Below are 20,573 nucleotides of genomic sequence, written 5' to 3'. Positions count from 1 at the left end.
GGTGCTAAAGGCGCCGCTGAGCAATTGATTGATCAAGAAGACGAGGCGTTGAAACGCAAGCTGATGATCTGCCAAAGCTGCAAGTAGCAGTCGTAGCGGATAGAGCGCAGCGAAATTCGTCATTGGTCTTTTCGGTGGAACGGCCCCGGATTGCGTTGCGCTCCATCCGGGCTACGGCAGCCTGCTGCATGGCTGACCTACCTCCGCGGGCATCGAGCTGTGCTTTACCCTACGCCAATTTCCTGATCCTCTCTCCCCTAATCAGCCGGACCAACCGGCCTGCCCCAGGGAGAGAGACGCCATGAAGCTCGGCACCGCGATTGCGGAAATCATGAAGCGCGAGGGGATCGAGATCCTCTGCGGCTATCCGGTCAACCATCTGATCGAGCATGCGGCGAAGGCCGATATCCGGCCGGTGATGGTGCGGCAGGAGCGCGTCGGCATCCACATGGCGGATGCGATCTCGCGGGTGACATCGGGACGCTCGATCGGCGCGTTCTGCATGCAGCATGGCCCCGGTGCGGAGAATGCGATGGGCGGCGTCGCGCAATGCTACGGCGAATCCGTTCCCGTGCTGGTGCTGCCGATGGGCTATCAGCGCAGGCTTGCGCATATCGAGCCGAACTTCAATTCCAGCGAGGCGATGAAGGCGTTTTCGAAATCGTCGGAACCGATCATCCTCGCCGCGGAAGTCGCCAACATTTTTCGCCGCGCCTTCACCAAGCTGAAAAACGGCCGCGGCGGGCCTGTCATCGTCGAGATCCCCGCCGACATGTGGAACGAAGATGTACCGGAGCCGCTGAACTACACGCCTGTGCTGCGCACCCGCTACGGCGCGGACCCCGTTCATGTGAAGGAGGCGGCCCACCTGCTCGTCAACGCCAAGCGCCCGGTGATCTATGCCGGCCAGGGCGTGCATTACGCGCAGGCCTGGCCGCAATTGAAACGGCTGGCCGAACGGCTCGCCATTCCCGTCACCACCAGCCTTGGGGGCAAATCGTCCTTCCCGGAAACGCATCCACTCTCGCTTGGCTCCGGCGGCCTTGCGGTGCCGCGCGCGGTGCCGAAGTTCCTGGCCGACGCCGACGTCATTTTCGGCATTGGCTGCTCCTTCACCGAGACCAATTTCGGCATCGCGATGCCGAAAGACAAAACCATCATCCACTCGACGCTCGATCCGAACCATCTCAACAAGGATGTGGAAGCCAGGATCGGCCTCGTCGGCGATGCCGGGCTCGTGCTCGACGCGCTGCTGGAGGAGATCGGCAAGACCGTCACCGCGGATCGCGACACATCGGCGGTGGCAGCCGAGATCGCGGCCTCGCACAAGGTATGGCTGGCGAAATGGATGCCGAAGCTCACCAGCAATGATGCGCCCTTGAGCCCCTACCGGGTGCTGTGGGACCTGCAACATACCGTGGACATCGGCAACACCATCATCACCCACGATGCAGGCAGTCCGCGCGACCAGCTCTCGCCGTTCTGGAAGGCGGTCGAGCCCCTCACTTATCTCGGCTGGGGCAAGACGACGCAACTCGGCTACGGCCTTGGGCTCGCAATGGGCGCGAAACTCGCAAAGCCCGACAAGCTCTGCATCAATGTCTGGGGCGACGCGGCGATCGGCTTCACCGGCATGGATTTCGAGACCGCGGTGCGCGAGCGCATTCCGATCATGTCGATCCTGCTGAACAATTTCTCGATGGCGATCGAATTGAAAGTGATGCCGGTCTCGACCGAGAAATATCGCTCGACCGACATTTCCGGCGACTACGCCGCGATGGCACGCGCCTTCGGCGGCTATGGCGAGCGGGTGACGAGACCCGAGGACATCATCCCCGCGATCAGGCGCGGCATCCAGAAGACGCAGGAAGGCGTTCCCGTGCTGCTGGAGTTCATCACCAGCAAGGAGACCGAGGTGTCGCGGCCGGGCACGTAAAACTGGCCGGATTCTGGCCACAAAACTCGCTGTCGCGGACGCTGGCTCCGGCCGCAGGAGATGTGATAATCCGCGTTGGTGCCGCGCATGTGGCGGCAGCAAGCCGGATTGCGAATGACCACCCCTTCCGACGACATCGAGGAATTCGAGCGCCTGTTGCAGTCGGCAGCAGCCGAAAACGCGCAGCTTCGAAGCGAGCTTGCGACTGCGCGCGATCGTCAGAGCGCCAGTGCCGGGATTCTGCGCACCATCGCGGCCTCTCCGTCCGATGCCCGGCCGGTCTTCGAGGCGATCGCGTCCAGCTCCCGGCGCTTACTCGGCGGCTTCTCCGCCACCGTGCTTCAGTTCATCGAGGACGAGCTCCACCTCGTGGCGTTCACACCAACCAGCCCCGAGGCGAACGAAGGGCTCAAGGCGTCGTTCCCGCGCAAGATTGCCGACTTTCCGACCTTCGCGCTGGTGCGTGGCGGCGAGACGATCCAGTTTCCAGATAGCGAAGCCGCGGAGGTCCCGGAGCTGAACCGGAACCTTGCGCGGCTGCGCGGCTTCCGCAGCGTGCTGTTCATGCCGCTGATGAATCGGGGTGCGCCGGTCGGCATGATCAGCGTCACGCGCGCCGAGCCCGGCGCGTTCGCAGCCGACCTCGTCCAGCTGCTCCAGACCTTTGCCGACCAGGCGGTGATCGCGATCGAGAATGCGCGGTTGTTCAACGAGACACGCGAAACGCTGGAACGACAGACCGCCACCGCCGACATTCTGAAAGTGATGGCCGCTTCCCCGTCCGACGTGCAGCCGGTATTCGATGCCATCGCCGCCAACGCCAACCGCCTGATCGGCGGCTTCTCTACGGCGGTGTTGCGCTACATCGGCGGCGCCGCGCACCTTGCGGCGTTCACGCCGACCGATCCGGCCGGCGATCGCGTGCTGCAGTCCTCGTTCCCGGTGCCATTCGCGCAGTTCCCGCCCTACCAGCTCGTGGCCGGTGGTGTGGCGGCGCAATTGCCCGACACCGAGGTCGAACCGGCAGCCCGCGACATCGCGCGCGCCCGCGGCTACCGCAGCATGCTGTTCGCGCCCTTGATGAGCGACGGCGAGGCCATCGGCGTCATTATCGCCACGCGGCGCGCGACCGGTGCGTTCGGCGAGCATCATGTGCGGCTGCTGCAGACCTTCGCCGACCAGGCGGTGATCGCGATCAAGAATGTCAGCCTGTTCAACACCACGAGGGAAGCGCTGGAACGGCAGACCGCGACCGCCGACATCCTCAAAGTGATCGCGGCCTCGCCCGCGGATGTGACGCCGGTGTTCCAGGCGATCTCCGACAGCGCCAAGTCCCTGGTCGGCGGACATTCCTCCACCGTCACGCGCGTCGTCGACGGTCTGCTGCACCTGGCCGCCTTCAGCACCGACAACGAAGCCGGCAACGAAGAGCTGCTCAGCTCGTTCCCGGCGCCGCTGTCGGCATCCGGCATTCACAGCCGGGTGGCGACGAGCGGAGAGTTCGCATTCCGCAGCGACATGCAGAACGAGCCCGACCTCACGGAGGCCATGAGAGAGCTGGCGCGGACGCGAGGCTATCGCAGCATCCTCGTGATTCCGATGCTGCGCGACGGCGTCGCGATCGGCACCATCGGCGTGACGCGGCCGGAGGCCGGTCCTTTCCCGGACAAGGCGATCGCGCTGCTCAAGACCTTTGCCGACCAGGCCGTGATCGCCATCGAGAACACGCGCCTGTTCAACGAGGTGCAGGATCGCACCAGGGACCTCGCCAAATCGCTCGACGATTTGCGCGCTGCCCAGGACCGGCTGGTCCAGACCGAGAAGCTGGCGTCTCTCGGCCAGCTCACGGCCGGTATCGCGCACGAGATCAAGAACCCGCTCAACTTCGTCAACAATTTTGCATCGCTCTCCGCCGAGCTCACGGACGAGCTGAACCAGGCGCTCGCGCCTGTCCCTCTCGCGGACGACGTCCGCAGCGAAGTCGACGAGCTGACCGGGCTCCTGAAGGACAATCTCGCGAAAATCGTGCAGCACGGCAGGCGCGCCGACTCCATCGTCAAGAACATGCTGCTGCATTCCCGCGAGGGCGGCGGCGAGCATCGGCTGAGCGACATCAACGCGCTGGTCGAGGAGAGCCTCAACCTTGCCTATCACGGCGCCCGCGCCGAGAAGCCACAGTTCGACGTGACGCTGAAGCGCGAGCTCGATCCGGCGGCCGGGCAAGCGGAAGTGTTTCCGCAGGAGATCACCCGGGTGCTGCTGAACCTGATCTCGAACGGCTTCCACGCGGTGGCCAAGCGCAAATCGGATGACGGCGCCGCCGATTACGAGCCGGTGGTGATCGCCGCAACACGCGACCGGGGCGACAGCATCGAGATCCGCATCCGCGACAACGGCGCCGGCATTCCGCACGAAGTGAAAGAAAAGATGTTCGATCCGTTCTTCACCACCAAGCCGGCCGGCGAAGGCACCGGCCTCGGATTGTCGATGAGCCACGACATCGTGGTGAAGCAGCACGGCGGCACCATCGACGTCGCGACGGAGCCGGGCAAGTTCACCGAGTTCACGATTCGATTGCCGCGAAACAGCAGCTTTCCGGATGGAGGCCGCGGCTAGCGGTTCCTACTCCGCCATCTCGACGGGTTGCGTCGTGGAGGGACCGGCCAGCGGCCGCTCCTCCATCATGATCAGGCAGAGCGCGGCGCCGGTCATCAGCGCGGTGGCGGCGCCGAAGACGTAGCGGAACGCATGCCGCATGTCGTCGGCGGGAATCGCATTGACGGCGCCGTAATGCTCGCCGGCGAGCGGAACGTCGGCGCCGAGTGCAATAAGCAAGATGGCCGCGAACGCCGCGACCGTGAACGATGACATCAGCGAGCGGAAGAAGTTCAACGCGCCGGTGATGGTGCCGACCTGCGGACGGGCGACCGAATTCTGCACCGAGACCACGCAGACCGGAAAGGTGGTGCCGAGGCCAAGCGCAAACGCAGCCATCAGCGTCAGCAGCGCCCATAGCGGCAGCGTCGTCAACGTGAGGCCGAGGCCGCACAGCGCAGCCCAGGACGTTCCGACGATGGCGACCCGCTTGTAGTGCTTGGCGCGCGCCATGGTGCGACCGGCGACGGCTGCGCCGACGGTCGAGACCGCCGCGAGCGGGATCAGCGCAAGGCCGGCTTCGCTGGCGCTGAGATGATAGACCGCCTCGTAATAGAGCGGCAGTTGCACCGTGAGGCCCGTGATCGCACCGAGCGCGCAGCCGCCGGCCATAAGCCCGAACGGCACAACCGATCCGCCGAGCAGCGGCAGCGGCAGGAACGGCTCGTCCGCGCGGCGCGCGTGCCACACGAAGGTGACCGCGAGTGCGACTGCGCCGCCCACCATCGCAAGCACGGTCGGCGAGAGCCACGGGAAGCGCGTGCCGCCCCAGGTCAGCACCAGCATGAAGACGACGGCGGAGGCCATCAGCAGCACGCCGCCGAGCCAGTCGACCTTGCGCTTGCGGTGGAACACCGGGATCTTCTTCATCCTGGGCAACAGCAGCGCGATCGCAGCAGCTGCAAGCGGCACATTGATCCAGAAGATCATCGACCAGTGCAGATGCTCTGCGAATACGCCGCCGATGACCGGGCCGAGAATGCCGCCGACCATCCAGACGCTGGAGAAATAGGCTTGATATTGGCCGCGCTCGCGTGGGCTCACGACGTCGGAGATCACGGTCTGCACCACAGGCATGATGCCGCCGCCACCCAGCCCCTGGAGCCCGCGTGCAAGAATCAGCATCGGCAGGTTCGGCGCGATCGCGCACAGCACCGAACCCGCGACGAACAGGCTGAGCGAGATGATGATCATCATACGGCGGCCGTAGATGTCGCTGAGCGTGCCGAACACCGGCGCGACCGCGGTCGAGGCGAGCAGATAGGCGGTGATGACCCAGGAGAGATTGGAGACGTCGTGGAACTGGCGTCCGATGGTCGGCAGCGCGGTCGCGACGATGGTCTGGTCCAGTGCGGCCAGGAACATCGTCAGCATCAGGCTGATGACGATGGTGCGGACCTCGTCCTGCGACAGTGGCGCCGGCGGCGCGAGCGAGGGAGCGTCATCGACGCTCAAGACCTCGCTCGGAAGGCGAGACAATTCCTCGGCGATGTCGTCGGGCAATGTCTGGGTGTCGGCAGAACTGTTCTGCCGCTCGAACTTGTTCATCTCGATCGGAGGCCATGAGGCGGCGCAACGCCGCGAAGGATTCGTTCTATGCAGCCAATGTAGACAGCAAAGTTCTTCTCGGGCAGGCACCGCGGCGCATGGGAGCATCCCACCCGACGGTCATCCCGAACAAGTGATCTAGCTGGTGCGGCGGATCAGTCCTTCGGACGTCGCTTCAGGCGGGCCCGTTTCGGCAGCTGCGCCGGCCATTGCACGATGTGGTTCTCGAGCTCCTCGTCCGGGATCTCCACCTCGCTGCCTTCGACCCGTCCGCGTACGGAGACGCCGGCCTCATGCACCGTGTCGGGATCGCCTGACACCAGCGGATGCCACCAATAGAGGTCGCGCCCTTCCGCGACGAGCTTGTAGCCGCAGCTTGGCGGCAGCCAGTTCAGGGTGCGGACATTGGCCGGGGTCAGACGGACGCAGTCCGGAACCTTGTCGGAACGATTCGCATAGTCCTTGCAGCCGCAGGTCACCCCATCGAGCAGCTTGCAGCCGACATGGGTGAAGTAGATGTCGCCGGTGCCCTCTTCCTCGAGCTTGTTCAGGCAGCAGCGGCCGCAGCCGTCGCACAGGCTCTCCCATTCGGGCCCCGACATCTCTTCCAACGTCTTGGTTTTCCAGAAGAATCCTTCCTGGCCTGAAGGTCGTTTGGGAGCTGCGGTCATGCGCCTCAACAAAAGTTCGAAAGAGCTACGGCTGGTGCCATCTAGGGCGTGCGGCCGCTGGGCTGCAAGCAACGCCCGCGTGAGGCCCGTAGTGAACCGGGGTCAATTAGGCCTGTTGTTCAAAATCGCAAGCGTGACCATTGGTTTATAGGCCCTGCTCGGCTAGAAGGAACAGCAAGTCCCCACCGTCGCTGGCCGGGCGCCTTGGGTTTGCCGCAACACTCCCGCAAGACGTCTCGATGCCGCCCCGGCCGGGTGCTTGAACGCTTTCGAACCAAGCCGCAAGGGTTCTAGGTGCGCCAGATCATACCACCGCATTGGAAGGCCCGGATCCGGAATTTCTTCCTGGATCTCGATGCGCGCATCGACTCCTCGCTGTTCTCCTCGGCCAAGGGCATCCGCGAGCTCTACGAGCGCTACTCGACCTTCATGGACCGCTTCTATGTCGGGCGGTGGAAGCGCTGGGTGTTCATCGAGCCGCTGTCGGAGGCTGCGACCCTCGGCCTCGGCGGCCTGGTCGTGATGCTGACCCTCGCCATCCCCGCGTTCCGCGAGACCGCGGACGAGGACTGGCTGAAGAAGTCCGATCTCGCGGTGACCTTCCTCGACCGCTACGGCAACCCGATCGGCAGCCGCGGCATCAAGCACAACGATTCGATCCCGCTGGAAGATTTTCCGGACGTGCTGATCAAGGCGACGCTCGCGACCGAGGACCGCCGCTTCTACGAGCATTTCGGCATCGACATCGCCGGCACCGCGCGCGCGCTCGTCACCAACGCCCAGGCCGGCGGCGTCCGCCAGGGCGGCTCCTCGATCACCCAGCAGCTCGCCAAGAACCTGTTCCTGAGCAACGAGCGCACCATCGAGCGCAAGGTCAACGAAGCCTTCCTCGCGGTCTGGCTGGAATGGCGCCTGACCAAGAACGAAATCCTCAAGCTGTATCTCGACCGCGCCTATATGGGCGGCGGCACCTTCGGCGTCGACGGCGCCGCGCATTTCTACTTCAACAAATCGGCACGTGACGTGACGCTCGCCGAAGCCGCGATGCTCGCCGGCCTGTTCAAGGCGCCGACCAAATACGCGCCCCACATCAACCTGCCCGCTGCCCGCGCGCGCGCCAACGTGGTGCTCGACAATCTCGTCGACGCCGGCTTCATGACCGAGGGCCAGGTGTTCGGCGCCCGCCGCAATCCCGCCTTCGCGGTCGACCGCCGCTACGAGGCGTCGCCGAATTATTATCTCGACTACGCCTTCGACGAGATGCGCAAGCTGGTCGACACCTTCCCGAAATCCTACACCGAGCGCGTCTTCGTGGTCCGACTCGCGATCGATACCAATGTGCAGAAGGCGGCGGAAGACGCGGTCGAGAACCAGCTGCGCCAGTTCGGCCGCGACTATCATGCGACCCAGGCCGCGACCGTCGTCTCCGATCTCGACGGCGGCATCCGCGCCATGGTCGGAGGCCGCGACTACGGCGCCAGCCAGTTCAACCGCGCCACCGACGCCTATCGCCAGCCGGGCTCGTCGTTCAAGCCTTACGTCTACACCACCGCGCTCCTCAACGGCTTCACGCCGAATTCGATCGTGGTCGACGGCCCGGTCTGCATCGGCAATTGGTGCCCGCAGAACTATGGCCATTCCTATTCCGGCTCGGTGACGCTGACGCAGGCGATCACGCGTTCGATCAACGTGGTACCCGTCAAGCTGTCGATCGCGATCGGCCAGAAGAACGAGCCCAAAGCGCAGAACCCGGCCAAGGTCGGCCGCGCCAAGATCGTCGAGGTCGCGCGCCGCTTCGGCCTCAAGGCGCCGCTGCCCGACACGCCGTCGCTGCCGATCGGCTCGGACGAAGTCACCGTGCTCGAGCACGCGGTGGCGTATGCGACCTTCCCCAACCGCGGCAAGGCGGTGACGCCGCATTCCGTGCTGGAAGTGCGCACCGGCGCGGGCGATCCAGTCTGGCGCTGGGACCGCGACGGGCCGAAGCCGCGCCAGGCGATCCCCGCCTCCGTGGCCGCCGACATGGCCGGCATGATGAGCCACGTCGTTAGCGAAGGCACGGCGCGTCGCGCAGCCCTCGACGGCATCCCGACCGCGGGCAAGACCGGCACGACCAATGCGTATCGCGACGCCTGGTTCGTCGGCTACACCGGCAATTTCACCTGCGCGGTCTGGTACGGCAATGACGACTATTCGCCGACGAACCGCATGACCGGCGGCTCGCTGCCGGCGCAGACCTGGCACGACATCATGCTCGCGGCGCATCAGGGCGTCGAGGTGCGGGAAATCGCCGGCATCGGCATGGGCCAGAAGCTGCCGCCCGAGCGGATCGCCAACGCGCAGGCCAATGCGGCGCCGAAGGTGCTGGAGACCAAGCCCGGTCCGCCGCCGGTATTGACCAAGCGCGGCGCCGACGTTTTGGTGCGCGTCGAGAAGCTGCTGGATGACGCGGCCAGGACCGCGACCAAATCGGCCGCCACCGATCCCAAGCAAGCCAAGCCGGCATCGTCCACGAGCGCGCTCGCCTTCCCGCAGAACTATGCGGAAGAGAATGCGAACGCATCCGCCCCGCGCAAGAACTAATCGAAACAAGAACTGATCGAAACAAGTGCGGCTGATCCTGATCACATTGACGGCCCTTCTGCTCGCAACCGTGGTGGGCGTCGGTGCGACCTGGATGACGACGACGCGCGGCACCGAGATCGGCGCGCTGACCATCGGCCCCTGGACCGCGCGTCCGCGCACCGGCACCGCCGACGTCGATCCCTATTCGCGCGCCACCATCGTGCGCAACGGCGAGCTGCCGATCGGCACCGGCGACGGCGTCGCCTTCACCGCGACCGCCGACGACAAGAAGAAGGTGCTCGACGGCCGCTGCGACGTCGTGGTCTCCGGCGTGACGCCGCCGGCGCGGTTCTGGACGCTGACGCTCTACGACCGCAAGGGTCATCTCGTTCCCAATTCGCTGCAGCGCTACGGCTTCACCAGCCAGGAGATCGTGCGGCAGTCCGACGGCTCGTTCGAGATCCGCATCGCCTCGCGCTCGCGCGCCGGCAACTGGCTGCCGACCGGCGGCATCGAACGCTACGCGCTGATGCTGCGGCTCTACGATACCCCGGTCGGCGTTGCCACGCGCACCCAGCGCGATGCGCCGATGCCCACCATCACGACGGCGGGCTGCTCATGATCCGGCTGTTGTTCACCATCGTTGCCGGCGTGGTGCTGGGCCTCGTGGTCCATCTCGTCAGCGTGCTGGCGCTGCCGCGGATCGCGACCCAGGACGCTTATTCGCGGCTGACGCCGATGACCAAGCTCAACGCGGTCACGCAGCTTCCGCTCACTGATCCGCAGACCTCGCCGATGCCGTTCATGGATCCGGCCTTTGCGCTAGCGATCTGCCGCTACGATCTGTCGAACGGCCCGATCAAGCTGACGGTCCCCGTCAGTCAGGCCTACACCTCGGTGTCGTTCTACACCCGCAACGAGATCGCCTATTACGCCATCAACGACCGCTCGGCCGGCAAGAAGGTGATCGAGCTCGACCTGATGACCGAGCCGCAGCACAACGAGCTGCCCGAGGACGAAGAGATCACCGCCGCCGACCGCCTGATCATCGATTCCCCCAGCACCACCGGCCTGATCGTGATGAAGGCGCTCGCCCCAGAGCCCGGCCTGATGCCGCAGGCGCAAGGCTCGCTCGCGGCCGCGAGCTGCGGTCCGCAGACCGACCCGCCGGCCAAGGCGGAAGCGCCGCGCGCACGGCGCTAAAGCGCGTCGCTTCGGCAGGCCGCAAAACAAAAAGCGCGAAAACAACCCCATGCACAGTAGCGAGGGTGTTGAAACTATTCGCCATTTTGGTTGCACCAAATAGGCGTTTGCCGGACCGATACATCCCTGCCCGTCGCGCTGTTCGGCTTTGACTCGTCGGGCAAAACACTGGCAGAATGGCAGCATCGAAAGTTCACCCGCGCGGAGCAATCCGCCGCGGGTTTTTTCTTGCTGGAGCCTCACCGAACATGGCCTGAATCCCTGCAGGGCGGTGTCACCGTCGGGTCGGTGGCTGTAGTCCTGGCGAGTTGAGCCAATCATCTAACGACAAGCTTGTTTCAGCCCAGCGTGCGCGTCTGAGGGCGGCATCTCTCACTGGCCCTGGCGGGAGCAGTTCCGCGCCTGAGCGAAGACGAACGGCCATTTCTGCAAGCCCCTCTTCGTGCGATTCATTGAACTTGCGCCGCTGGCTCACTGCACGATCCGTTCCGGAGGAGGCGGGAGCGCAAGCAGCGTTCTCATCACCGATAACAGCCACTGATCGGGCGGTGACGTCGGAACGTAGATATTGGTGGAAGCTTCCGTCGGCGCACTAGTGCACACAGCCGGCAGGGAGCGGTTCACGTTGGCGGCACTTCCTCCGGCAACGTGCATGATCAGGTTGGAGCCACCAAGCTTCACGCATCCCGATCGTGCGGGGAACAAGGTGAGGGCATGCAGGTTGACCTTGCGGCAGGGAAAGTTGTCATGAGCGAAGAAGAGCTTACCAGCAGAGCCGAGCGCGCCCTCGTTACCATTGCGCTCAGCTTGACGATGCTTGTTCTTTGCGTCGGAGCTCTGATCTATCGCTAGCGCGTTGCTGTGCGCTGCTCGGTATTTGCCCAATCCTACCGCTTTTCGGTCGGATGCACCCATTTGTACGGGGTGATGCTTTGCGTTGCGGTCAGCTTGATCATGTGGACAGGCGGAGCGGAACGTCCCTCCTATGAAGACGGCCCGGCTCGCGATGACAAATTATCGATTGTTGGGGGGCCGGAACGGCCGAACACCACTACCCCTCGCGTTGTGGAAAACCGGACGGCGATGCGAATCCTCCGCGCAGCGCGCCTCCGCCTTTGACACGTCGGGCAAAACACTGGCAGAATGGCATCATCGAAAGTTCACCCGCGCGGAGCAATCCGCCGCGGGTTTTTTGTTGGCGGAGACGTTGCCGAGAACGACGACCTTCGCCGCCCACCTATTCGGCGGCTTGCGGAACGCGCATGGTCCATTCATCGGCAAGAGCCGATCGTTCGCCCGGTGGAAGCCCCCGCCCCTTCACCAGGCCGAAAATCGCGGGGATCACGACGAGCGTCAGCAGTGTCGATGACGTCATGCCGCCGATCATGGGCACCGCAATGCGCTGCATGATCTCCGATCCGGCCCCGGTGCTCCACATGATCGGCAGCAGACCGGCCATGATCGCGACCACCGTCATCATCTTGGGCCGCACGCGCTCGACCGCACCCACCATGATGGCATCGTGAAGGTCTCGTCGGGTAAAGACCCTGCCGTCAGCGCTACACCTGGCTTTTGTCTCGACCAGCGCGTGATCGAGATAGATCAGCATCACCACGCCCGTCTCGGCGGCAACGCCGGCGAGAGCGATGAAGCCGACCGCGACCGCAACGGACAGGTTGAAGCCGAGCCACCACATCATCCAGATGCCGCCGACCAGCGCGAACGGCAGTGACAGCATCACGATGAGCGTCTCGGTCATCGCCCGGAAGTTCAGGTACAGCAGCAGGAAGATGATCGTGAGCGTCACCGGAACGACGATTTTCAGGCGGGCGGCGGCGCGCTGCAGATATTCGTATTGGCCGCTCCAGATCACGTAATAGCCGGCCGGAAACTTGATGCTTTCGCTGACGGCGCGCTGCGCATCGGCGACATAGCTCCCGATGTCCCGATCCCGGATATCGACGTAGATGTAGGTGGCAAGCTGGCCGTTCTCCGTCCGGATCGAGGTCGGCCCGCGTGCCGGCTCGACCTTGGCGACCTCGCCGAGCGGCACGGCGCCGCCCGAAGGCATCGGCACCAGGATGTCGCTGGCGATGGCCTTGGGATTGTCGCGGAGGTCACGCGGATAGCGCATGTTCACCGTGAACCGCTGCCGGCCTTCCACGGTCGTCGTGACTGTCTGACCACCGAGCGCGGCAGCGATGGTGTCCTGAACGTCCTGGATCAATATGCCGTAACGGGCGAGCACCTCGCGATCCGGAACGATCTCGAGATAATAGCCGCCGATGCCGCGTTCGGCGTAGGCCGACGACGTGCCGGGCACGGTTTTGATGACGCGTTCGATCTGCTTCGCGAGCCGGTCGATCTCGCCGAGATCCGTTCCCATGACCTTGACGCCGACCGGCGTGCGGATGCCGGTGGAGAGCATATCGATGCGCGCCTTGATCGGCATGGTCCAGGCGTTGGAGACGCCCGGAAATTGCAACGCCTTGTCCATCTCGGCAACAAGGCCGTCGACGGTAAGGCCGGAACGCCACGCCTCTTTCGGCTTGAGGTTGACGATTGTTTCAAACATCTCCGTCGGCGCGGGATCGGTCGCAGTGGCGGCTCGCCCCGCCTTGCCGTAGACCGAAGCGACTTCCGGGAACGATTTGATGATGCGGTCCTGCATCTGCATCAGCTCGGCTGCCTTGGTGACCGAAATGCCGGGCAGCGTCGTCGGCATGTAGAGCAGCGTTCCCTCGTTCAGCGCCGGCATGAACTCCGTGCCGAGCTGGCGCGCCGGCCAGATTGTCACCGCAAGCACGACGAGCGAAGCCAGGATGACCAGAGTCTTGGCGCGCAGAACTCCCTTGATCACGGGACGATAGACCCAGATCAGGAAGCGATTGATGACGTTCCTGCTCTCCGGGACAATCCTGCCGCGGACGAAGATCACCATCAGCGCCGGCACCAGGGTGACGGACAGCAGGGCCGCAGCGGCCATGGAGAAGGTCTTCGTGAACGCCAGCGGGCTGAATAATCGCCCCTCCTGCGATTCCAGGGTGAAGATCGGCATGAACGACACGGTGATGATCAGCAGGCTGAAGAACAGCGCAGGCCCGACCTCGGATGCTGCGTCGATCAGAATCTGCACGCGAGACTGATGAGGCCTCGCCCGTTCGAGGTGCTTATGTGCGTTCTCGATCATGACGATGGCGGCGTCCACCATGGCGCCGATCGCGATCGCGATACCGCCGAGGCTCATGATGTTCGATCCCAGCCCGAGCAGCTTCATGGCACCGAACGCCATCAGCACACCGACCGGCAACATCAAGATCGCGACGAGCGCACTGCGGACATGCAGAAGGAACACGATGCAGACGAGCCCAACGACGATGCTCTCCTCGAACAGGGTGTTCTTGAGGGTATCGATGGCCGCGTAGATCAGGTTCGACCGGTCGTAGACCGGCACGATCTCGACCGATTTCGGCAGGCTGCTCGCGATCTCCCCGAAGCGCTTCTTGACGTTTTCGATGACGTCGAGTGCGTTGACGCCGAACCGCTGCAGCACGATCCCGCTTGCAACCTCGCCCTCGCCGTTCAATTCGGCGATGCCTCGCCGCTCGTCCGGTCCGAGCTCGACGTTGGCGACGTCCCGCAGCAACACCGGCGTGCCGTTGCTCGTCTTCAGGACGATGTTGCCGAGATCGTTGATGCTCTTGATGTAGCCCCTGCCGCGGATGACGTATTCGAACTCGGAGAGCTCGACTGTGCGCCCGCCGACATCGGCGTTGCTGGCGCGGATCGCCTCGCGTATTTTTTGCATGCTGATGCCGCGGTCGCGCATCCGCTGCGGGTCGAGGACCACGTTATACTGCTTGACGAAACCGCCGATGCTGGCGACCTCGGCGACGCCATCGGCCTTGGCCAGCGCGAACTTCAGATTCCAGTCCTGGATCGTGCGCGTGTCCGCCAGGTTCAATTCCTTCGATATGACGGCGTATTGGTAGACCCAGCCGACGCCGGTCGCGTCGGGCCCGATGGTCGGGGTGACACCGGCAGGAAGCCTGGACGACGCACCGTTGAGGAATTCCATCACGCGCGAGCGGGCCCAGTAGATGTCGGTGCCGTCCTCGAAGATCACGTAGACGAAAGAGACGCCGAAGAACGAGAAGCCGCGCACGACTTTCGATTTCGGCACGGTGAGCATCGCCGTCGTCAGCGGATAGGTGACCTGATCCTCGATCACCTGCGGCGCCTGCCCGGCATACTCGGTGTAAACGATGACCTGCGTGTCCGAGAGGTCCGGGATCGCATCCAGCGGGAGGTGAACCAGGGCATAGAGGCCGGCGGCGGCAGCGAAGCCGGTACCGAACAGCACGAGCAACAGATTGCGCGCCGACCAGGCGATGACGCGGGCAATCATTTGCGATCTCCCGTTGCGTTGCCAGGGCCGGCGTCGGTGGCTCGCGACGCCGCCTCACCAAAACCCTTCAGCGCCGCTTTCAGGTTGCTTTCCGCATCGATCAGAAAATTGGCGGAGGTAACCACCGCCTCGCCGACCGAGAGACCCTCCCGCACCTCGACATAACCGCCGCCGCGACGGCCCAGCCTAACCTCCCGCGGCTCGAAACGCCCTTCCCCTGTGTCGACGAGGACGCTCTGCCGGCTGCCGGTGTCGAGCACCGCACTGTCCTGTATCGCCAGGACGGGCGCGGCATCGGCCGTGTCGATGTCGGCATCGACGTACATGTCCGGCAGCAGCACCGCGTCCGCGTTGGCAAGCTCGATCCGGACACGAACGGTTCGCGTGTCGCGGTTCACCTGCGGATAGACGACGGCGATCTTCCCGGTGAAGGTTCGGCCCGGGAAACTGCGTGCGCGTACCGCGACCGACTGCCCCACCGCAACGTCGCCGAGATCGCGCTCGGCCACGTCGACCAGCGCCCAGACGACCGAGGTGTCCGCGATCCGGAACAGCACGTCGCCGGGATTGGCCCGCATACCTTCGATCGCGCCGCGCTCGAGCACGATCCCGTCGCGCGGCGCAGACCAGCGTATGGTGACGGGCGAGGTGTGCGTCCTGTCCATCTCCGCGATAACCGCGTCGGGAACATCGAGATTGATCAGCCGCTGTCGCGAGCCGCGGCCATACGTCTCAACGCCGCCGACCGTCTTGGAGGTGATCGTCGCGAGATACTCCGCCGCCGCGGAAGCGACGGCCGAACTGTAGATTTCCATCAACGGCTGGCCCGCCTTTACGCGCGTGCCGGTGGTCACGTCGGCGACCTTCTGCACGAAGCTTTCGGCGCGCATCGCGATCACCGACACGCGGCGTTCATCGAGTTGGATCGTGCCGGGCGCCTTCACCGAGACCCGGATCGAGCGGCGCTCGACCGGCTCGGACTTCACGCCCGTGCGCTGGATCTTGCCGGGCGACAGCTTCACGGTGCCGTCGTCGGTGTCGTCGCCTTCGTAAACGGGGACATAATTCATCCCCATCGAATCCTTCTTCGGCACCGGCGAGGTGTCGGGCAGCCCCATGGGATTGCGGTAGTAGAGGATTTTCCGCGAGGACGCCTGCTGCGGCTTCGGTACGGCCCGGACCGCCTGATCGTCGTCATAGACCGGCAGGTAGTCCCGGCCGCGCTCGTCCTTCTTCGGACCAGCAGACCAAAGCGGCGCGCCGCCCGGATGGCGGTAATAGAGCGGAGTTGGCTCGGCGGCAGCCGCAGCGGATATGATCTCGGCATCGAGGAGCCCGCGCGCACGGCTCAAATGCCAGTAGCCGGCCAGGGCCAGGCCGCCGCCCAGCGCAAGAGCAGTCAGGAGACGCAGCGTTTTCATGTGGTGTATCCGCGCGCCCGGGAGCGCGCTTCCATGTGAATGAAAAAAGGGAATGTCGGGCGCCGCCGGGCAGCGCCCGAACGCTCACTTCGTCGCGGTGACGATCACCTTGCCGATGACGGTCTCGGGTTCGCCCTGCACCTTCGCCGATAGCGTGATCTGGTAGCGGCCGGCCATCGGCAGGTCCGTCTTGAAGGCGTACACACCGGGTTCCTTGGAGGGCAGCGGTGCGACCGGCGACTCCATCTCGGCCATCCCGTCCGGGGCCATGTCGACGCGGGTCTTGAAGACGACCGCATCCGGCACGGGCTTGCCGGTCTGCTTGTTCGTCAAGCGAACGGCGAGCGTGACGTCTTCACCCTTCTTCATCTGCGGATTGACGGGGTCGAAGGCGTAGTCGCCGGCGCCCGCAAGCGCGGCGGAAGTGGCAAGCGAAAGGGTGGCGGCGAGAGCCGCGGTGCTGAATCTGGAAAGCATCGTCCTGTCCTCATGAATTGATCTATCGCCGTGGCGCGGGAGAGCGCACGTCAAGTCATCGTCGCGAGCCGGCATGCCGCTCGCGTCCCTGGCTTTGCGAGATCAGATTCGAGGTGGTCGGAAAGGAGGACTGGCGCCGCGGAAGCAGACAACCTGATCGGCTGGAATGGTCAACTTGCTGGCAGCCACGGCGAGATATGCAAAAGCGACGGGCCTGACATCACCGAGCGCGATGATCCCGCCAACGCAGCAGAAGCCCATTCCGCACTTGCCGCCACCAGTGTGGGAGCCCGTTCCCTTCATGTCGGGACAACAATCGTCCATCGACATATCCGCGTCGCCGCTCATGTGCATGGTCGTCGCCATGTCGTCCGACGAGATTGCGAGGTTCGCCGCGGACGCGCCAACCGGCAACATCGCCAAGGATATGGCGATGGCGAATGCCTGGATGGTACGGACGAACTGCATCAAATATTAAATCTCACTTTCGGGCCGGAACACCGCCTCAGTAACATATTCGAGCATCGAAAACAGTCATTGATCTTGGTCAAGGGTTCGTGACCGAGGCCGGAACGGCGGCCGGGTCCGTCCCCCAGCGGACGACCGACGGTCCGACCAGCGTCAGCGGCACCGGCCCGTGAAAAGTCGGCGGACAGATCCCGGGCGCAAGCGGAGCGTTCCGAAGCGCAAGCACCCGGAGGCAGCTCACGATCAAGCACGAACAGGATCTCTTGTGGGGCAAAGACGAGCATGATAGCAACGGCCATCGGGTCAAACACAACCGCCCGACCAGCTTTCGAGCCAAGCGTTGTTTCGCTCCATTACGGAGGTGAAACATGTCTTGCGACAGCACCACTGGCTCAATCAGCACATCCAGCGCAGCCTTCGGCCCTTCTCCAAACCCTCGATGGTTCTGGAAGTTAACGCTCGCGCTGCTGGACGGCATCACACGGCGCCGCCAATACGACGAGCTTCTCGAACTGGACGACCGGCTTCTCGCGGACATCGGCTTATCGAGAACAATCGTTGGGGAAGCTCGACGGTGTTACTTCTCAGGTTGGCGCGACGATCGGTGATTATCATATCCGCTCGATGAGCGGTCACACCTGAGCGTGCGAAGGCGGCGCGTCTGCTCATCCCTGTGGATCAGACGGCCGCCAGGCTCACGAAAAGGCTCTCAGAAGTCCAGCTTGTCGCGTATGGCATCAATTCCGGCTTTCGCGCACGCTTCGTCCGCGTCACCGCCCGGAGCGCCGGACACGCCGACCGCTCCGACCAGGGAGCCGCCGGCTTCGACGATCAGTCCTCCGGCGATGACGACCGCTCCGGGAAGGTTGCGAATGCCCGCCTGCATCATGCCTGGCTGGCTGATCGCATTCAGTTCGGTCGTGCTGGTCTTGAACGAGGCAGCTGTCCACGCCTTGCCGGTTGCCGTTGGGACGGTGTGAGGACCTGCAAAGCGGTCGCGCAACATCACTTGCATGACGCCGAAGCGATCGACGACCGCGACTGCAACCTGGTATCCACGGGTGCGGCAGTTCGCCAACGCAGCGCGCGCAAGATCGAGCGCCAGTTCCGGACCGAGCGATTTATAGGCGACCAGACTTTCCTCGGCCCGTACTGGGCAGATGGACGCAATCAGCAGGGCCGTCGCGACCGACAGGCATCGAACGTTCATGGCAATCTCCGGCATAGGTCACCAAACGCCTATTTGGTCTCACCATATGTCAGATCGTCGAACAGGGTCACGCTATCTGCCTTGGTCCACAGGCCGATCATCCCGGCGTCCGGAATGGTGGCGTCTTCCACCTCGAACAATTGCTTTCCGTCATAGCTCACCTTGAACCGATGTCCCGCGAAGTCGCAGCGCAGCAGGTGCCATTGCCCGGACGATACCGGCGCGCTGACGCCATAGCCGCCTTTGCGCCCCACGATCTCAAGTGAGATTCGAACGCCCTTGATTGTCTTGTACAGCACGACATTGTCCTCCAGTGCGTTGGCCCGCACCACGTAGTAATTATCGGCATCCTTCGCACGCCAAATAACTCCCGCCGCGCGATCCTCGGAGCCGGCGACGGCCTTGAATTTCACCTCGACGAAGCCGTCGCGGATGGCGCTATCGCGCTTGATGGCGAGGGGAAACGTCGCCCGTCCGGATTGCTTGAGAACGTTCGGCTTGCTGGGCGCCGTGGCCTCGGCCTCAACGGTCCATTTCGGCTGTCCCTTGCCGGTCATCGTCAAAGTCCACCCGTCGGGCGAACTTCCGGCAGCAGCGATGTCGAAATTCAGGGTCTCGGCCACGGCGTTCCCTCCCACTAACAAGGCCAGCATGGAAGCCAACGCAAGCTTGTCCATGAGCTTGTCCATGCATCAGCCCTTCGTGCTCGCCGTCTTGTCGAGCGCCGCACGGAGGCCTTCAGCGAGCTTGACGGCATCGTCGTTAGCCCAGAAATGCATGAAGAAGAGCCGCGGCTGTTCGTCCAGCATGTGGCTGTGCAGCGCCGTCACCTCGATGCCGTAGGTCCGTAGCGCCAGGATGACGGGGTTCACCTCGTCGCTGGTCAGCACGAAGTCGCCGGTGATGGCGGCCTTCCCCGCGCCCGTCGGCTGGAAATTGATGGCGATCGCAACGCCCATCGCGGCGACGGGGGTCACATGCCGTCTTCCGTGATAGGGTCGCGCCGCTTCACGTTGAACTGGTAGACGCCGCCATTCGCTTTCCCGTTCACTCCAATGATCTGGTCGAGTTTCGCCGTGTCAAGGTCGATGACGGGTGGCGGGCTCGCCGGTGCGGTGACCGTCAACGGGGTCTTGCTTTCGGCCAGCGCATCATGGATTGCCGAGGCCAGTTTGACGGGGTCGCCTTGTCCGGCGACGTGCATGTAGAACGTTGCCGGGCTCGCACGCAGCAAATGATTGTGCACGGCTGTGATCTCGAGCCCGCTCGCGATCATCTTCGCCATCACGGGATTGATCTCGGTCTCGAGCAGCACAAGGTCGCCCATGATCATTGCGCCGCCATGCGCCGGCTTGAACGCAACCCAACCGCCGAGTGCCAGCGCCGGCTTGATCGAAACCCCGTCCAACTTCACGGAGAGATCGCTGCGGGGAAAGCCGTAGCGGCGGACGTCGTCCGAGACAGCGGGCTTGCGGCCCAGGGTCTCGTCCACCTTCTGCCATTCGGCATCCTGGGCATATGCCGGGATGAAGGGGCCGAAGCGAAATGCAAGCAGACAAACACCAATGCCGACCACGGCCCAGATGATTCTTTTCATTGTGCTACTCCTCAGGCTTTGGTTTCGCTGTTTGACCCGGTCGCCGCTGTCGACGACCGACCCGCCCCAGGTGAAGTCCGGTTCGCGATCTTTCCCCCACATCACGCCCACGAGGCGCGACAAAGCGCGGGCATCAATGCGCGCAGCGGTGCTGCGATCGGCACGGGAGCCGAGCCGAAAAATCGAGCCTATCTGCCGGATGAAGTAGGGAATGTATGATAACATGCTGCGCCCTTGGTGATCAGGACGCGATGCTTGGGCATGTCGCCTCACGGGGAGATCGCACATCCCCGAGCCCCAAATAAAAACCCGAAGGTGGGAGCTGTCAACGGGCGCGTGCATCGGCCTGCCCACCGGAGCCGCGGGCGACCGTCACAAAGAGTTCACCGCTCCGCGGAACCGCGCCAGCCACGT

The 20,573-nt window shown here is 64.1% G+C and carries 15 protein-coding genes and 1 pseudogene; 7 read left to right on the top strand and 9 right to left on the bottom strand.

Going from position 1 to position 20,573, the window contains the following annotated elements:
• The first annotated feature begins 211 nt into the window (after positions 1–211).
• Both ABIB66_RS02535 and ABIB66_RS02530 read left to right on the top strand, forming a co-directional pair.
• On the top strand, positions 212–1,936 hold the full coding sequence (locus ABIB66_RS02535; RefSeq protein WP_354254219.1) for a thiamine pyrophosphate-requiring protein: 1,725 nt from the start codon (positions 212–214) through the stop codon (positions 1,934–1,936).
• 114 nt (positions 1,937–2,050) lie between these two features.
• On the top strand, positions 2,051–4,552 hold the full coding sequence (locus tag ABIB66_RS02530) for a GAF domain-containing sensor histidine kinase (protein WP_354206782.1): 2,502 nt from the start codon (positions 2,051–2,053) through the stop codon (positions 4,550–4,552).
• Between the two features lie 6 nt (positions 4,553–4,558).
• Here the strand turns inward: ABIB66_RS02530 and ABIB66_RS02525 are convergent, their stop codons facing one another.
• Positions 4,559–6,139: an MDR family MFS transporter gene (locus ABIB66_RS02525; protein WP_354254080.1), complete on the bottom strand. Its 1,581-nt coding sequence runs from the start codon at positions 6,137–6,139 to the stop codon at positions 4,559–4,561.
• 155 nt (positions 6,140–6,294) lie between these two features.
• Entirely contained in the window at positions 6,295–6,810 is a 516-nt protein-coding gene (locus tag ABIB66_RS02520) for a YcgN family cysteine cluster protein (RefSeq protein WP_275167752.1), read from the bottom strand.
• A gap of 294 nt (positions 6,811–7,104) precedes the next feature.
• Between ABIB66_RS02520 and ABIB66_RS02515 the strand changes: the two genes are divergently transcribed.
• From ABIB66_RS02515 to ABIB66_RS02505, 3 genes are read left to right on the top strand one after another with little or no spacing between them, the layout of a single operon-like run.
• Positions 7,105–9,393 carry a transglycosylase domain-containing protein gene (locus ABIB66_RS02515; protein ID WP_275167753.1) on the top strand — a complete coding sequence of 763 codons (2,289 nt, stop codon included), beginning with the start codon at positions 7,105–7,107 and terminating at the stop codon, positions 9,391–9,393.
• A gap of 25 nt (positions 9,394–9,418) precedes the next feature.
• Positions 9,419–9,997 (top strand): DUF1214 domain-containing protein, encoded by a 579-nt coding sequence (locus ABIB66_RS02510; RefSeq protein WP_007593444.1) that lies wholly within the window; start codon positions 9,419–9,421, stop codon positions 9,995–9,997.
• On the top strand, positions 9,994–10,578 hold the full coding sequence (locus tag ABIB66_RS02505) for a DUF1254 domain-containing protein (protein ID WP_275167754.1): 585 nt from the start codon (positions 9,994–9,996) through the stop codon (positions 10,576–10,578). Before ABIB66_RS02510 ends, ABIB66_RS02505 begins: the two co-directional genes overlap by 4 nt.
• 471 nt (positions 10,579–11,049) lie before the next feature.
• On the opposite strand, the gene ABIB66_RS02500 is transcribed toward ABIB66_RS02505, so the two are convergent.
• The 4 genes from ABIB66_RS02500 to ABIB66_RS02485 form a co-directional block, all read right to left on the bottom strand.
• A complete protein-coding gene (locus ABIB66_RS02500) occupies positions 11,050–11,493 on the bottom strand; it encodes a hypothetical protein (protein ID WP_354206787.1) in 444 nt (147 codons plus the stop codon).
• A gap of 322 nt (positions 11,494–11,815) precedes the next feature.
• Complete coding sequence (locus tag ABIB66_RS02495) at positions 11,816–14,986, bottom strand: efflux RND transporter permease subunit (RefSeq protein WP_354254078.1); 3,171 nt, start codon at positions 14,984–14,986, stop codon at positions 11,816–11,818.
• Positions 14,983–16,407, bottom strand: a complete 1,425-nt coding sequence (locus tag ABIB66_RS02490; RefSeq protein ID WP_354206791.1) for an efflux RND transporter periplasmic adaptor subunit — start codon at positions 16,405–16,407, stop codon at positions 14,983–14,985. Before ABIB66_RS02490 ends, ABIB66_RS02495 begins: the two co-directional genes overlap by 4 nt.
• Before the next feature lie 84 nt (positions 16,408–16,491).
• Positions 16,492–16,884 (bottom strand): FixH family protein, encoded by a 393-nt coding sequence (locus ABIB66_RS02485; RefSeq protein ID WP_354206793.1) that lies wholly within the window; start codon positions 16,882–16,884, stop codon positions 16,492–16,494.
• Positions 16,885–17,185: 301 nt separating this feature from the next.
• On the opposite strand from ABIB66_RS02485, the gene ABIB66_RS02480 reads away from it, so the two are divergent.
• Entirely contained in the window at positions 17,186–17,362 is a 177-nt protein-coding gene (locus ABIB66_RS02480) for a hypothetical protein (RefSeq protein ID WP_354206795.1), read from the top strand.
• A gap of 358 nt (positions 17,363–17,720) precedes the next feature.
• Positions 17,721–17,960 (top strand): YjiS-like domain-containing protein, encoded by a 240-nt coding sequence (locus tag ABIB66_RS02475; RefSeq protein WP_354206797.1) that lies wholly within the window; start codon positions 17,721–17,723, stop codon positions 17,958–17,960.
• A gap of 101 nt (positions 17,961–18,061) precedes the next feature.
• On the opposite strand, the gene ABIB66_RS02470 is transcribed toward ABIB66_RS02475, so the two are convergent.
• The 3 genes and pseudogenes from ABIB66_RS02470 to ABIB66_RS02460 all read right to left on the bottom strand — a co-directional run bounded on the left by ABIB66_RS02470 (position 18,062) and on the right by ABIB66_RS02460 (position 20,159).
• On the bottom strand, positions 18,062–18,562 hold the full coding sequence (locus ABIB66_RS02470) for a GlcG/HbpS family heme-binding protein (RefSeq protein WP_354206799.1): 501 nt from the start codon (positions 18,560–18,562) through the stop codon (positions 18,062–18,064).
• A gap of 29 nt (positions 18,563–18,591) precedes the next feature.
• Positions 18,592–19,239: a hypothetical protein gene (locus ABIB66_RS02465; RefSeq protein WP_354206801.1), complete on the bottom strand. Its 648-nt coding sequence runs from the start codon at positions 19,237–19,239 to the stop codon at positions 18,592–18,594.
• 15 nt (positions 19,240–19,254) lie between these two features.
• Positions 19,255–20,159: pseudogene (locus ABIB66_RS02460) on the bottom strand (DUF1259 domain-containing protein).
• Positions 20,160–20,573 lie beyond the last annotated feature (414 nt).

The sequence above is a fragment of the Bradyrhizobium sp. F1.13.3 genome, assembly GCF_040548265.1.
Lineage (GTDB): Bacteria > Pseudomonadota > Alphaproteobacteria > Rhizobiales > Xanthobacteraceae > Bradyrhizobium.
The sequence above is the reverse complement of the archived record's forward strand: the minus strand, read 5'-3'. Positions and strand labels throughout refer to the sequence as shown.

Excerpts from the sequence above, each read along its gene's own strand:
- ABIB66_RS02470 (WP_354206799.1), bottom strand. The coding sequence starts at position 18,562 with ATGAACGTTCGATGCCTGTCGGTCGCGACGGCCCTGCTGATTGCGTCC.
- ABIB66_RS02525 (WP_354254080.1), bottom strand. The coding sequence starts at position 6,139 with ATGAACAAGTTCGAGCGGCAGAACAGTTCTGCCGACACCCAGACATTG.
- ABIB66_RS02465 (WP_354206801.1), bottom strand. The coding sequence starts at position 19,239 with ATGGACAAGCTTGCGTTGGCTTCCATGCTGGCCTTGTTAGTGGGAGGG.
- ABIB66_RS02530 (WP_354206782.1), top strand. The coding sequence starts at position 2,051 with ATGACCACCCCTTCCGACGACATCGAGGAATTCGAGCGCCTGTTGCAG.
- ABIB66_RS02495 (WP_354254078.1), bottom strand. The coding sequence starts at position 14,986 with ATGATTGCCCGCGTCATCGCCTGGTCGGCGCGCAATCTGTTGCTCGTG.
- ABIB66_RS02500 (WP_354206787.1), bottom strand. The coding sequence starts at position 11,493 with ATGGGTGCATCCGACCGAAAAGCGGTAGGATTGGGCAAATACCGAGCA.
- ABIB66_RS02490 (WP_354206791.1), bottom strand. The coding sequence starts at position 16,407 with ATGAAAACGCTGCGTCTCCTGACTGCTCTTGCGCTGGGCGGCGGCCTG.
- ABIB66_RS02485 (WP_354206793.1), bottom strand. The coding sequence starts at position 16,884 with ATGCTTTCCAGATTCAGCACCGCGGCTCTCGCCGCCACCCTTTCGCTT.
- ABIB66_RS02480 (WP_354206795.1), top strand. The coding sequence starts at position 17,186 with ATGTCGGGACAACAATCGTCCATCGACATATCCGCGTCGCCGCTCATG.
- ABIB66_RS02475 (WP_354206797.1), top strand. The coding sequence starts at position 17,721 with ATGTCTTGCGACAGCACCACTGGCTCAATCAGCACATCCAGCGCAGCC.
- ABIB66_RS02505 (WP_275167754.1), top strand. The coding sequence starts at position 9,994 with ATGATCCGGCTGTTGTTCACCATCGTTGCCGGCGTGGTGCTGGGCCTC.
- ABIB66_RS02520 (WP_275167752.1), bottom strand. The coding sequence starts at position 6,810 with ATGACCGCAGCTCCCAAACGACCTTCAGGCCAGGAAGGATTCTTCTGG.